At 74.8% G+C, this 11,838-nt stretch carries 10 protein-coding genes; 6 read left to right on the top strand and 4 right to left on the bottom strand.

Going from position 1 to position 11,838, the window contains the following annotated elements:
* Nucleotides 1–2 precede the first annotated feature (2 nt).
* Nucleotides 3–1,235, bottom strand: a complete 1,233-nt coding sequence (locus IEZ00_RS22055) for a cyclase family protein (RefSeq protein WP_189225211.1) — start codon at nucleotides 1,233–1,235, stop codon at nucleotides 3–5.
* Nucleotides 1,236–1,355: 120 nt separating this feature from the next.
* On the opposite strand from IEZ00_RS22055, the gene IEZ00_RS22050 reads away from it, so the two are divergent.
* Together IEZ00_RS22050 and IEZ00_RS22045 are read left to right on the top strand one after the other, a co-directional pair.
* Nucleotides 1,356–1,922 carry a TetR/AcrR family transcriptional regulator gene (locus IEZ00_RS22050; protein ID WP_189225210.1) on the top strand — a complete coding sequence of 189 codons (567 nt, stop codon included), beginning with the start codon at nucleotides 1,356–1,358 and terminating at the stop codon, nucleotides 1,920–1,922.
* Between the two features lie 122 nt (nucleotides 1,923–2,044).
* Nucleotides 2,045–3,256, top strand: coding sequence for a PP2C family protein-serine/threonine phosphatase (locus IEZ00_RS22045; RefSeq protein ID WP_189225319.1), 1,212 nt, complete (start codon nucleotides 2,045–2,047; stop codon nucleotides 3,254–3,256).
* Nucleotides 3,257–3,289: 33 nt separating this feature from the next.
* Here IEZ00_RS22045 and IEZ00_RS22040 read toward each other — a convergent pair whose 3' ends face one another.
* The gene (locus IEZ00_RS22040) at nucleotides 3,290–3,916 is read right to left on the bottom strand and encodes an ATP-grasp domain-containing protein (protein ID WP_189225209.1); all 627 of its coding nucleotides are present in this window, start codon (nucleotides 3,914–3,916) and stop codon (nucleotides 3,290–3,292) included.
* Between the two features lie 202 nt (nucleotides 3,917–4,118).
* On the opposite strand from IEZ00_RS22040, the gene IEZ00_RS22035 reads away from it, so the two are divergent.
* Genes IEZ00_RS22035 through IEZ00_RS22025 form a run of 3 tightly spaced genes read left to right on the top strand, consistent with a single transcriptional unit; the run spans nucleotide 4,119 to nucleotide 6,648 of the window.
* Nucleotides 4,119–5,036: a metal ABC transporter substrate-binding protein gene (locus IEZ00_RS22035; protein ID WP_189225208.1), complete on the top strand. Its 918-nt coding sequence runs from the start codon at nucleotides 4,119–4,121 to the stop codon at nucleotides 5,034–5,036.
* Nucleotides 5,033–5,773, top strand: a complete 741-nt coding sequence (locus IEZ00_RS22030) for a metal ABC transporter ATP-binding protein (protein ID WP_189225207.1) — start codon at nucleotides 5,033–5,035, stop codon at nucleotides 5,771–5,773. The genes IEZ00_RS22035 and IEZ00_RS22030 overlap by 4 nt, the downstream gene beginning before the upstream one ends.
* Before the next feature lie 26 nt (nucleotides 5,774–5,799).
* Entirely contained in the window at nucleotides 5,800–6,648 is an 849-nt protein-coding gene (locus IEZ00_RS22025; RefSeq protein ID WP_244991202.1) for a metal ABC transporter permease, read from the top strand.
* 6 nt (nucleotides 6,649–6,654) lie between these two features.
* Here IEZ00_RS22025 and IEZ00_RS22020 read toward each other — a convergent pair whose 3' ends face one another.
* Nucleotides 6,655–7,665: a methyltransferase gene (locus IEZ00_RS22020; protein ID WP_189225206.1), complete on the bottom strand. Its 1,011-nt coding sequence runs from the start codon at nucleotides 7,663–7,665 to the stop codon at nucleotides 6,655–6,657.
* A gap of 49 nt (nucleotides 7,666–7,714) precedes the next feature.
* Nucleotides 7,715–8,521, bottom strand: a complete 807-nt coding sequence (locus IEZ00_RS22015; protein ID WP_189225205.1) for an alpha/beta hydrolase family protein — start codon at nucleotides 8,519–8,521, stop codon at nucleotides 7,715–7,717.
* Nucleotides 8,522–8,681: 160 nt separating this feature from the next.
* Here IEZ00_RS22015 and IEZ00_RS22010 point away from each other — a divergent pair, with 160 nt between their 5' ends.
* Nucleotides 8,682–11,834 carry an AfsR/SARP family transcriptional regulator gene (locus IEZ00_RS22010; RefSeq protein ID WP_229795974.1) on the top strand — a complete coding sequence of 1,051 codons (3,153 nt, stop codon included), beginning with the start codon at nucleotides 8,682–8,684 and terminating at the stop codon, nucleotides 11,832–11,834.
* Nucleotides 11,835–11,838: the final 4 nt, after the last annotated feature.

The following is an 11,838-nucleotide window of genomic DNA, read 5'->3' as shown; positions in this document are numbered from 1 at the left end:
GTTCAGCGCCGCCGGGGCTGCCCCAGCGCGGCGGGCGGGGTGTTGCCCGCGGTCGCCCCCTGGGAGTACTGCGGCGTCACGATGAACACGAACTCGTGCACGCGGTCGGCGGCGAGACGGTCCACGACGTAGGACTCCCCGATGCGGATGCCGTGGCGCATGATCAGCTCCTGGTGCACCGGGAAGGCGCTGCCGTCGTCGTTGACCGGGTTGCCCAGCACCTCCAGCGCCCAGGTGTCGCCGCCGACGATCGCCGGCCGGGAGCGGGCCAGCCAGCGGGCTTCGCGCAGGTAGATGCCGGGCAGGCCGCGCGAGCCCGCCCAGCGGGCGAGGTCGTCCGGGTGCCGGTGGGCCAGCAGCCCGCTCCAGCCGGTGCGGAACAGCACCGCGTCACCGGGCTCGACCCGTTCGACGCCGCCGAACTCCAGGGCGTCGCGGATGTCCTCCACGGTGATGCGGTAGTTCTCGCGCAGCAGCGGACGACCACCTGTCGTCGGTTCCGCCAGGTCCTCCGCGCGGCCTTGGGCGAGCTTGACGCCCAGCACGTCCAGCAGCACGCCGCGGGTGACCACCGGTCCCACGTTCTCCGCGCCGAGCCGGATCGTGCCGTGGGCGCGGGCGATGTCCGGTCCGCGCAGGCCGTTGTAGAAGAACTCGGCCGCGCCGACGTGGTTGAGGTTGTCCAGCTGGCTGCCGATCTGGAAGGTGGTGGCGAGCGGTTTCGGGTGTCTGGTCGAGAACTCCGCCTCGAACCGCTCCTCGTGGACGCTGACCCGGTTGGCGCCCAGCGGCTCCAGCGACACCAGGACGCCGCCCTGCTCCTGGAAGCCGGGCGGCGGCGGGTAGCCCCAGATGGTGAGCCGCTGCTCGTAGGTGCGGCGGGGGTCGGTGCTGAACGCCGGGAAGCCGTTCCACATCAGCTCGCCCAGGTTGTAGGTGGTGACCTCGCGGCGGGGCCGCAGCAGCGCCAGGGCGGCGGCGGTCTTGGCCGGGGTGACCTCGTTGAGCGCGCCGCGCTGGTCGTCGGGCCCGTACCGGCTGGGCGCCCAGTCGGCCAGGTTCGCCGGGTCGGCGTAGTCGAACGGCGTGTCGTCCAGGCCGCCCGCGTCGGGTGCCGCGGCGGCGGGAGCCGCGGCCACCAGGTGGGCCGCGCCCGCCGCGCCCGCCAGGCGCAGCAGGTCACGGCGTCCCACGTGGTGCTGGACGAGGTAGTTGCGCAGCAGATCCGGGTTCACGTGGGCCTCCTTCGGCGCGACGGCTACCAGGAGCAGTACCGAGCGGGTGGGCGGACCGCAATGGAGGTCACCTCAACGTGGCAGACCATGTCATCACGTGACATGTCCTAGGATCGCGCCATGAGTCGATGGGAGCCCGACGCGAGCGGCCGACTGAGGCAGGCCGCGATGGAGCTCTTCGTCGAACGCGGGTACGAGCAGACGACGGTGGCCGAGATCGCCCAGCGGGCGGGGCTGACGGCCAGGACGTTCTTCCGGCACTTCGCCGACAAGCGCGAGGTGCTCTTCGCGAGCTCGGCCGTCCTGCTCGACCGCCTCGCCGAAGCCGTCGAGGACGCTCCTGCCTCGGCGTCGACGATGACGGCCGTCCTGGCCGCCCTCGACGCCGCCGCGGCGGTGCTCGGAGGGCAGCACGAGACCGCCCGACAGCGCTACTCGATCATCTCGGCCAACGCGGAGCTGCGGGAACGCGAACTGATCAAGCTGGCATCGCTGTCCGCCGCCATCGCCGACGGGCTGCGCCGCCGGGGTGTCGCGGACCCGGAGGCGAGCCTGGCGGCCGAGGCGGGCATCGCGGTCCTGCGCGTGGCGTTCGAGCACTGGCTGAGCGGGCCTGCCGACCAGGACCTGGCGCGGATCGTGCGCCAGTCGTTCGACCAGCTCAAAACCCTCACCGCGACGATCTGATTAGCTAGGCTCACTATTCACCAGGTACTCTGATGTGTTCGGCACCAGCAGTATGACGCCCGTCACGTGCTCGTGTTGTTCACTGGTCGTGCGGGGGTCGGAACGTGGACGGGATTGTTCGGATGGACGACGGGCAGAACCCGGAGCTGCGGCTGCGCGTGCTGGAAGCGATCACCGACAGCGCACTGCTGGAGTTCCAGCTGGACAAGCTGTTCGAGGTGCTGCTGTGGCGGGTGCGCGAGCTGTTCGCGGTCGACACCGTCACCGTCCTGCTGGCCGACGCCAGCGGCGAGCAGTTGGTGGCCAGGGCCAGTTCCGGCCTGGACGAGGAGGTCTTCCAGGGCGTCCGGGTGGTGGTGGGCACGGGTTTCGCCGGAGAGGTGGCCCAGCGCCGGGAGCCGGTGCGGGTCGAGCACGTCGACGAGTCCACGGTGGTCAACCCCCTGCTGTGGGAGCGGGGCCTGCGCGTCCTGCTGGGCGTGCCGATGACCGCCCAGGGCGACCTGGTGGGTGTGCTGCACGTCGGCAGCACCGCGCCCCGGCGGTTCTCCGACACCGAGGTCGAGCTGCTGCAGCTGGTCGCCGACCGGCTCGCGGTGGCCGCGCACATGCACCGGTCGCAGTCCGAGCGGGCCGCGGCCGCCGTGCTGCAGGACAGCCTGCTGCCCAGTCACCTGCCCGCCACCGAGGGCTGGGAGATGGCCGCCCGCTACGTCCCCGGCACCGACAGCGGTGTCGGCGGCGACTGGTACGACGTGTTCCACCTGCCCGGCGGGCGCGTCGGGCTGGTGATCGGCGACGTGGTGGGCAGCGGGCTGGCCGCCGCGATCGTCATGGGCCGCCTGCGCAGCGCGCTGCGCGCCTACGCCCTGGAGTTCGCCGACCCCGCCGAGGTGCTGGGCAAGCTCGACCGCAAGGCCAGCCACTTCGAGGCCAACACCATGGCCACGGTCGCCTACGCCGTGATCGACACCGCGACCCACCGCATGGACCTCGCCCTGGCGGGCCACCTGCCGCCCGTCCTGGCCGTGCCGGGCATGGAGGCCGGGTTCGTCGACGTGCCCGTCGGCCCGCCGCTCGGCTACCACCTGGCCGTCTCCGGCCGCCGCGCCGCCCAGGTGGACGTGCCGCCCGGCGCCCTGGTCGCGCTGTACACCGACGGCCTGGTGGAGCGTCGCGAGGCGAACCTGGACGAGCGCTTGGAACAGCTGCGGCAGGCCGTGTCCCCGACGCCGTCCGAGACGGCCTGCGTGCGGATCATGGCCACCATGGTGGGCAGCACCCCCGCCACCGACGACATCGCCCTGCTCGCGGTCCGGCGCTGCCCCGAGTAGCCCGTCCGGGCAGTCGCGCGGGCGCGGGGTTGGTCAGAGCTCGCGCAGCAGGTCGATCAGGGCTGCGGGCGGGATGCTGGCGGGCCGGTCGCTGACCTGGCCGTCGCCGAGTTCGACCACCCGCCACGCCCCGTCCTCGCGCAGGGCGAGGTCGACCGTGACGCACGCCGCGTCGCCGTCACCGAGCTCGGGGATGAACGCCGCCTCGTGCCAGTAGTGCTTCATCGACTTGGTGTAGTCGCGCAGCACCGCCGGACCGGCGCCCAGCTCACGGCGGGCGCGGTCGAAGTCCGCCCGGTCGTCGCCCCCGGTCCACGCCGAGCGCGGCGTCACCGCGGCCAGGTCGCGGTACCAGCCGGGCAGCTCGTGCGCCCGGCGGTACTGCTCGGCACCGGTCTTGGGCACCACGCCGCGCCGCCGCAGCGCTTCGGCGAACGCCGCGTACCGCTCCGCGCGCAGCATCCACCCCCGGTAGACCGCCTCGCCGCCCTCCGGCACCCGGCGCACCGCCCGGTCGGCGTCGCCCGAGCGGGCCAGCGCGTCGTGGTCGACCAGGGCGACCTCCAGCCCGGCCGCGCGAGCGGCCTCCGCCTCTGCCGCGAAGTGCTCGTCGACACGGCGGGGGTTGAGCACGTCGCAGGGCAGGAGCAGCAGCGTCATGGCCCGCATGATCCCTCATGCCCGTCGCCGGGCCGCAAGGCCGACACGCCCACCACATGGCCCAACACCGGAACCGCTCGTCGGCAGGACCGCTGCCCAGCGTCTGCGCGGTGTCGCCCCCCAGGGGCCGGAAGAGGTGGCCGCGCTCGCTTTTCGGTGCACGGGCCTGTCGACCGGACCAACCCCACCTTACGGTCCGGGCATGTCCAAGCGGATCAGCGTCATCAGCGCGGCCGCCGCCGCGGCGGCGCTGCTCACCACCAGGTGCGGCGGAACGGACGCCACGGCGTCGGACGACCGGCCGGTGGTGCTGACCACGTTCACGGTGCTCGCCGACATCGCCGCCACCGTCGCGGGGGAGCACCTGCGGGTCGAGTCCATCACCAAGCCGGGCGCGGAGGTCCACGGCTACGAGCCGACCCCCGAGGACGTCGCCAAGGCCGCCGAGGCGGACCTGGTGGTCGACAACGGGCTGGGCCTGGAGGCGTGGTTCGAGCGGTTCGTCGCCGAGGTCGACGCGCCGCACGTGGTGGTCAGCGACGGCGTGGAACCCGTCGCCATCGCCGAGGACGCCTACGCGGGCAAGCCGAACCCGCACGCGTGGATGTCGCCGCTGAACGTGCGGACTTACGTGGACAACCTGGTCGAGGCGTTCAGCGGGCTGGCCCCCGAGCACGCCGCGGCGTTCCGGGCCAACGGCGAGCGCTACCGGGGCGAGCTGCGGCGGGTGCACGACGACCTGGTGGCGGCGCTGGCGGTGCTGCCGCCCGACAAGCGGGCGCTGGTCACCTGCGAGGGCGCGTTCTCCTACCTGGCGCGCGACGCGGGGCTGACCGAGCGCTACCTGTGGGCGGTCAACGCCGAGCAGCAGGCCACGCCGCGGCGGGTAGCGGACGTGATCGAGTTCGTGCGGGCCAACGCGGTCCCCGCGGTGTTCTGCGAGTCCACCGTGTCCGACGCCCCGATGCGGCAGGTCGTCGCCGCCACCGGGGCCGCCTTCGGCGGCGTGCTCTACGTGGACTCGCTGTCCACAGCGGACGGTCCGGTGCCGACCTACCTGGAGCTGCTCCGCCACGACGCGCGGACCATCGCGGGCGCGCTGACGCGGGGGGCCGGGTGAACGCGGTGGAGGTCGACGGCGTGACCGTGCGCTACGGCGACGTGCTGGCGCTGGACCGGGTCAGCCTGGCGCTGGGCGCGGGCCGGGTGTGCGGGCTGGTGGGCGTGAACGGCTCGGGCAAGTCCACGCTGTTCAAGACGATCACCGGCCTGGTGCGGCCGGAACGCGGCGCGGTGCGGGTCAGGGGCGGTCCGCCCGCGCTGGCCCGGCGCGGCGGCACGGTGGCCTACGTGCCTCAGAGCGAGGCGGTGGACTGGGCGTTCCCGGTGTCGGTGCGGGAGGTGGTGATGACGGGGCGGCACGGCGGACTGGGCTTGACCCGCCGCCCGCGCCGCGTCGACCACGAGGCGGTCGACCGGGCGCTGGACCGGGTCGGCCTGACCGACCTCGCGGACCGGCGGATCGGCGGGCTCTCCGGCGGGCAGCGCAAGCGGGCGTTCGTCGCCCGCGGCATCGCCCAGCAAGCCCGCGTGCTGCTGCTGGACGAGCCGTTCGCGGGCGTGGACAAGCGGTCGGAGGGCACCATCACGCGGCTGCTGCGGGAACTGGCCGCGGACGGCGCGGCGGTGCTGGTGTCCACCCACGACCTGCGTTCGCTGCCCGACCTGGCCGACGAGGCGGTGTTGCTGATGCGCCGGGTCCTCGTGCACGGCAGCCCGCAGGAGGTGCTGCGGCCGGACAACCTCGCGCGCGCGTTCGGGCTCGACGTGGGGCTCCGCGAGGGGGAACCCGCGTGAGCCCGCACGAGCTGCTCGTGGTGCCCATGGGCTACGGGTTCATGGTCCGGGCGCTGGCCGCCACGGTGACCGCCGCCGCCGTGTGCGCGGTGCTGTCCTGCTGGCTGGTGCTCATCGGCTGGTCCCTGATGGGGGACGCGGTGTCGCACGCCGTGCTGCCGGGCGTGGTGCTGGCCTACGTCGTGGGCGTCCCCTTCGCGCTGGGCGCGGCGGTGTTCGGGTTCCTCGCCGTCGCGCTCATCGGCGTGGTCCGCGACACCAGCCGGGTCAAGGAGGACGCCGCGATCGGCATCGTGTTCAGCACGCTGTTCGCCCTGGGGCTGGTGCTGATCTCGGTGACGCCGAGCCAGGTCGACCTGCACCACGTCGTCTTCGGCAACCTGCTCGGCGTCGACCGCGCCGACCTCGTCCAGATCACCGCGATCGGCGGCGCCGCGCTGCTGGTCCTGCTGCTCAAGCGCCGCGACTTCACCCTCTACGCCTTCGACCCCGTGCACGCCCACGCCATCGGGCTCAACCCGCGCCTGATCGGCGCGGCCCTGCTGGGCCTGCTGGCGCTGACCTGCGTGGTGGCCCTGCAGGTGGTCGGCGTGGTGCTGGTGGTGGCGATGCTGATCATCCCCGGCTCGACCGCCCACCTGCTCACCGACCGGCTGGGGCGGATGCTGGTGATCGCCCCGGCGCTGTCGGTCTGCGCGTCGGTGGTCGGCCTGTACCTGAGCTACCACCTCAACACCGCCTCCGGCGGCATGGTGGTGCTGGTGCAGGGCGCGGTGTTCCTGCTGGCCTACCTGTTCGGGCCGCGGCACGGCGTGCTCGGCAGGCGGGTCGCGGCGATCCGGTCGGCGCGGACGCCGCCTCCCCCCGCGGGCTGACCGGGCTCAGTCCGCGACCTCCGCCTCGACCAGGGACAGCGCGCCCGCGGTGGGCACCACGCGGGTGACCCGGAGACCGGCGCGGTCGAACAGCTCCCGGAACTCCGGCTCGGTGCGCTCGTGCCCGGTCAGCAGCACGAGCATGGACATGTCCAGCAGCTTGCCGAAGTGCGGGTCGTTGCCGGGTGGGATGACCGCCTCGACGGCGAGCACCCGGCCGCCGGGGCGCAGGGCGCGGCGGCAGTTGCCCAGGACGCGCACGCACTGCTCGTCGCTCCAGTCGTGCAGGACGTTCTTGAGCAGGTGGAGGTCCCCCTCGGGCACCGATTCGAAGAAGTCGCCCGCGACGACCTCCCAGCGGTCGTCCTCGCCCAACCGCCCGAGCACGTGGCCCGCCAGCACGGCCTCCTGGTCGAACAGCACGCCGCGCAGACCCGGACGGGCGCGCAGCACCCCCAGCAGCAGGGCGCCGTAGCCCCCGCCGACGTCGACCACCACGCCCGATCCGGGGAAGTCGTAGGCGGCCGTGATCCGCTCGTCCTCGGTGGCCGAGAAGTTCGCCATGCCCTCGTTGAACAGCGCGGCCTCGGCCGGGTGCGCGGCGAGGTGGTCGAAGAACGGGTGTCCGAAGCGCCGGTCGAAGGCAGGCCGCCCGTGGCGGACCGCTTCCACGACGTGCGTGGTGGGCAGCCAGATGAACTCCGAGGTGATCGCGAGCACCGACGGTTTGACCGTCCTGGGGGCGTCGGCGCGCAGGACGTCCGCGCGCGGGGTGAGGTGGAACCTGCCGTCCTCGTCCTCGCGGAAGACCCCGCGGGTGGCCAGGAACCGCAGCAGCCTGCGCAGGTAGGGGGCGTTCGCGCCGACCGCGCCCGCCAGGTCGGCGGGATCGCGCGGCCCGTCCGCCAGCTGTTCGGCGACGCCGAGCAGCGCGGCCGCGCGCAGCGCGGCGGGGTACAGGTGCCCCATGGCTTCGGCGAGGACTTCCTCGGCCGGGTCTGCGGGTGGGTTCGTCATGCCCGCAATGCTGCTCCCGGTGCCGCCGCGCGATCCAGCCCGCGACCGGTCAGCCCGGATGGCTCGCGTCCGGGAGGTGGCGCCGGAACCAGTCGGTCAGGCCGGTGTCCACCGCGCGGGCCGTCGGCAGCTGCGGCGCGGGCTCGATGCCCGGCTCCTCGGCCAGCGGGTGCGCCAACCCCGGGATCGACAGCAGCTCGGCCCGCTCCCCCACGGCGGCGGCCAGGTCGAGCGCGTCGGCGCGCAGCGCCGGGTGGTCCAGTTCGCCGCTGACCACCAGCAGCGGCGCGCGACCGGCGATGGCGTCCGCCTTGGCGACGAAGTCCAGGCCGTCCACGGCCTGCCGGGATTCGGCGTCGTACGGGTAGTCGCCGGGGAACAGCTCGACGACGGAGCGCATCCGGATCGCGGCGTTCACCACGGCGCCCGCGAAGACCGGGACCTCGCCCTCGGCCAGGACCCGCAGCGCGACGGCCCCGCCCAGCGACCCGCCCAGCACCCCGATCGGCCCCTCCCCGACCGGGAACCGCGCGCGCAGCGACGCCAGCGCGGCCGGGAACTCCCCGCTCGCCTGCTCGACGAACGGGTGCAGGAAGGACATCAGCGGGTCCTCGCGCATCAGCGCCACGACCGCGTCGGTGCTGCCGCCGACCATGCGCGCCCCGCACATCGGCATCCCGAGGTGCACCCGCCACGCGGGCAGCCCGGCCATCGGCAGCGCGGCGGCGAACGCGGCGTCCGACCTCGGCGCGTCCAGCATGTGCCAGGTGACGACCAGTGGCGCGGCACCGCCGCCCGGAGGCGGCAGCGCGGTGAACGGCACGCCCGCCGCCGTGCCCGTGATCCGTGAACTCACGCGGCCACGGTAGGTCCGCGCGCATCCGGCGGGAACCGGTTACGCCACAGGCGGAAAACCGGCGGGGCGAGCGCCACGCCGCCCTTGTGCGGCCGTCACGGGCTCACTTACGATCTTGGACCTGTAGCGATCGTGGGGGCCCACAATGGCAGCCAGGGCCGTGCGTATCCGGGTGTTCGGTTCGTTGCGGGTGTGGCGCGGCGACGTGGAGGTCCCCGTCGGCCCGCCCGCGCGGCGGGCGGTGCTGGGGTTGCTCGTGCTCGCCCGCGGCGAGGTGGTCGCCCAGCGGGAACTGGTGGACGCGCTGTGGGGGCAGCGGTCTCCGCGCAGCGCGGTGAACGTGCTCCAGACCCACGTCAAGCACCTGCGGAGGCTGCTGGAGCCGGATCGGGCGCCGCGGTCGAGCGGAGGCGTCCTGCGGCACGTCGGCGGTGGCTACGCGCTGCGGCCCGACGCGCTGGAGATCGACCTGCTGCGGGTCGGGCACCTGGTGGCCCGTGCCGACGAGGCGCACCGCGACGGTGACGCGGCCGGTGTCGCGGCGGCGCTGGGCGAGGCGTTGCGGCTGTGGCACGCCCCCGTCCTGCTCGACGTCCCCGCCCTCGCCGAGCACCCGGAGGTCGTGTCGCTGACCGCGGTCCGCCTGGAGCTGCTGGCCAGGTACTGCGACGCGATGATCGGGACCGGCGCCGCCTCGGACGTCCTGCGCGAGGTCGACCGGATCGCCGCCGAGCAGCCGCTGGACGAGCGCGCCCAAGCGCGCCTGATCCGCGCCCACCACGCGGCCGGGCAGCGGGCCAGGGCGTTCCAGGTCTACCGCGAGGTCCGCGACCGGCTCCTCGACGAGCTCGGGGTGGATCCCGGTCCGGAGATCCTCGCGGCCCACCGGGCGCTGCTGCGCGACGGCCAGGACACCGCGCCCGCCGCCCCGGCGCCGCGCGCCGAGCTCCCGGTGCCCAAGCAGCTGCCCCCCGAGTCGCTCGGGTTCACCGGCCGAGCCGATCAGCTGTCCACTTTGGACAGCCTGTTGCCCGACCACGGGAGATCCGGTGGCGCGGTGACCATCGCGGCCATCTCGGGCACCGCGGGCGTGGGCAAGACGGCGCTGGCCGTGCACTGGGCGCACCGCGTCCGCGACCGCTTCCCCGACGGGCAGCTCTACGCGAACCTGCGCGGGCACGCGCACGGCACGCCCGCGCAGCCGGTCGAGGTGCTCGCGCAGTTCCTGTCCGCCCTGGGCGTTCCCGCCGAGCGGGTGCCCCTCGACCCGGACACCGCCGCCGCCCTGTACCGGACGCTGATGACGGACCGCAAGGCGCTGGTGCTGCTGGACGACGTCGCGGGCCCCGAGCAGGTCCGACCACTGCTGCCCGCCGGGTCGGGGTGCGTGGTGGTGGTGACCGGCCGCGACAGCATGGCGGGCCTGGTCGCCGCGCACGGCGCCCGCTCGCTCACCCTGGACGTGCTCAGCCCCGACGACGCGGTGGAACTGCTGGGGCACGTGCTGGGGCCCCAGCGGGTGCGTGCCGAGCAGGAGGCGGCGCTGCAGTTCGCCAAGCTGTGCGCCCACCTGCCCCTCGCGCTGCGGATCGCGGCGGCGAACCTGGCCGAGCACCCCGGCCGCGGCATCGAGGACCACGTCGCGGAACTGCGGGAGGGCAACGTGCTGGCCGCGCTGGCGGTGCGGGGCGACGAGCAGACCGCGGTCCGGACGGCCTTCGAGCTGTCCTGCGCCGCGCTGCCCGACCAGGCGCGGCGGCTGTTCGGGATGCTGAGCGTGGTGCCCGGCGCGGACTTCACCGCCGAGGCGGTCGCGGCCCTCGCGGACACCGACCCGGCGCACGCCGCCCGGCTGCTGGACCGGCTCGCCGCCGCGCACCTGGTCGAGCGGCACGCGCCGGGGCGCTACCGCTTCCACGACCTGCTCCGCCTCTACGCGGCCGAGCAGTGGGAGCGGCAGGAGTCCCCGGCACGACGCGAAGCGGCCCTGCGCCGCCTGCACGACTGGTACCTGGTCTCGGTCGACCACGCCGCCCGGTTGCTCTACCCGCACATGCTGCGGCTGCCCTCCTCCGGCGGCTCCTCGGGCGGTGGGGTGCGCCCGCCCGCGGGTGTCACGACCGCGGCGCAGGCGTCGAACTGGCTGGACAGCGAGCGCGGCAACCTCGTCGCGACGATCCGGCACGCCGCGAGCGCCGGGCCGGAGCCGGTGGCGTGGCTGCTCGCCGACGCCCTGCGCGGCTACTTCTGGATGTGCACGCGGCGCGTGGAGTGGCTGGCGGCGGGTGAAGCCGGACTGGCCGCGGCCGAGGCGGCGGGCGATCCCCGCGCGCGGGCCGCCACCCGCCTCAACCTCGCCGACCTGCACTTCCGCCAGGGCCGGTACCGGCAGGCCGTCCGCCACCACGCGCACGCGCTGCTGCTGGCCCGCCGAGCGGGCTGGGTCGAGGCCCAGGCCGCCGTGCTGGGCAACCTCGGCTGCGTGCACTGGCAGGCGGGGCGGCTCGCGGTCGCCGCCGCCCGGTTCGAGCGCGGGCTGGCGCTCAGCCGCGCGATCGGCCAACCGGCGGGTGAGGCCGTGGCGCTGGGCAACCTCGGCCTCGTGCACTGGGAGATGGGCGGGCTGGCGCGCTCGGCCGAGCTCTACACCCTGGCGCTGGAGCGGTACCGCCGGATCGGGTCCCGCTACGGCGAGGCGATCAACCTGACCAACCTGGGCCGGACCCAGCTCGCCCTCGGGCGGACCGCCGAGGGCCTCGCACTGCTGACCGAGGCGCTCGGCCTGCACCGCGAGGCGGGCAACCGCGGCGTCGAGGCCGAGACGCGCAGTCTCATGGCCGCGGCGCACCGCGCCCTCGACCGCCCGGACGAGGCGATGGACCACGCGCGCGCGGGTCTCGCGCTGGCCCGTGACAGCGGCGATCCCCGGACCGAGGCGGAAGCGCTGGTGGTGCTCGCCGCCGTGCACCAGGCGCGCGGGGAGCGGCAGGACGCGGTCGACCACTACCAGCGGGCGCTCGCGCTGATCCGCGACACCGGTGACCGCTACCCCGAGGTCGACGCGCTCATCGGCCTCGCGTCGGCGACCGCGAGGACCGACCCGGCGCGCCAGGCGCTGGCCCTGGCGCAGCGAGCGGGCTACCGCGCGCTGGCGGGCCTGGCGCTGGGCGTGCTCGCCGAAGTCCTGCTGGAGGCGGGCGAGCAGGCGCAGGCGGCCTGGCACGCCCGCCGGGCGCTCGCCGTCCACCGCGAGACCGGTCACCGCCCCGGCGAGCGGCACGCCCGCGCCGTGCTGCGGCGGGCCGAGCCCTGACCTC

Source organism: Saccharothrix coeruleofusca (assembly GCF_014648515.1).
GTDB lineage: Bacteria > Actinomycetota > Actinomycetes > Mycobacteriales > Pseudonocardiaceae > Actinosynnema > Actinosynnema coeruleofuscum.
The sequence above is the reverse complement of the archived record's forward strand: the minus strand, read 5'-3'. Positions and strand labels throughout refer to the sequence as shown.

Bases quoted from the DNA above. Each gene is read 5' to 3' on its own strand.
- IEZ00_RS22025 (WP_244991202.1), top strand. From the start codon at position 5,800: ATGGGCTACGGGTTCATGGTCCGGGCGCTGGCCGCCACGGTGACCGCC.
- IEZ00_RS22040 (WP_189225209.1), bottom strand. From the start codon at position 3,916: ATGACGCTGCTGCTCCTGCCCTGCGACGTGCTCAACCCCCGCCGTGTC.
- IEZ00_RS22045 (WP_189225319.1), top strand. From the start codon at position 2,045: ATGGACGACGGGCAGAACCCGGAGCTGCGGCTGCGCGTGCTGGAAGCG.
- IEZ00_RS22020 (WP_189225206.1), bottom strand. From the start codon at position 7,665: ATGACGAACCCACCCGCAGACCCGGCCGAGGAAGTCCTCGCCGAAGCC.
- IEZ00_RS22035 (WP_189225208.1), top strand. From the start codon at position 4,119: ATGTCCAAGCGGATCAGCGTCATCAGCGCGGCCGCCGCCGCGGCGGCG.
- IEZ00_RS22050 (WP_189225210.1), top strand. From the start codon at position 1,356: ATGAGTCGATGGGAGCCCGACGCGAGCGGCCGACTGAGGCAGGCCGCG.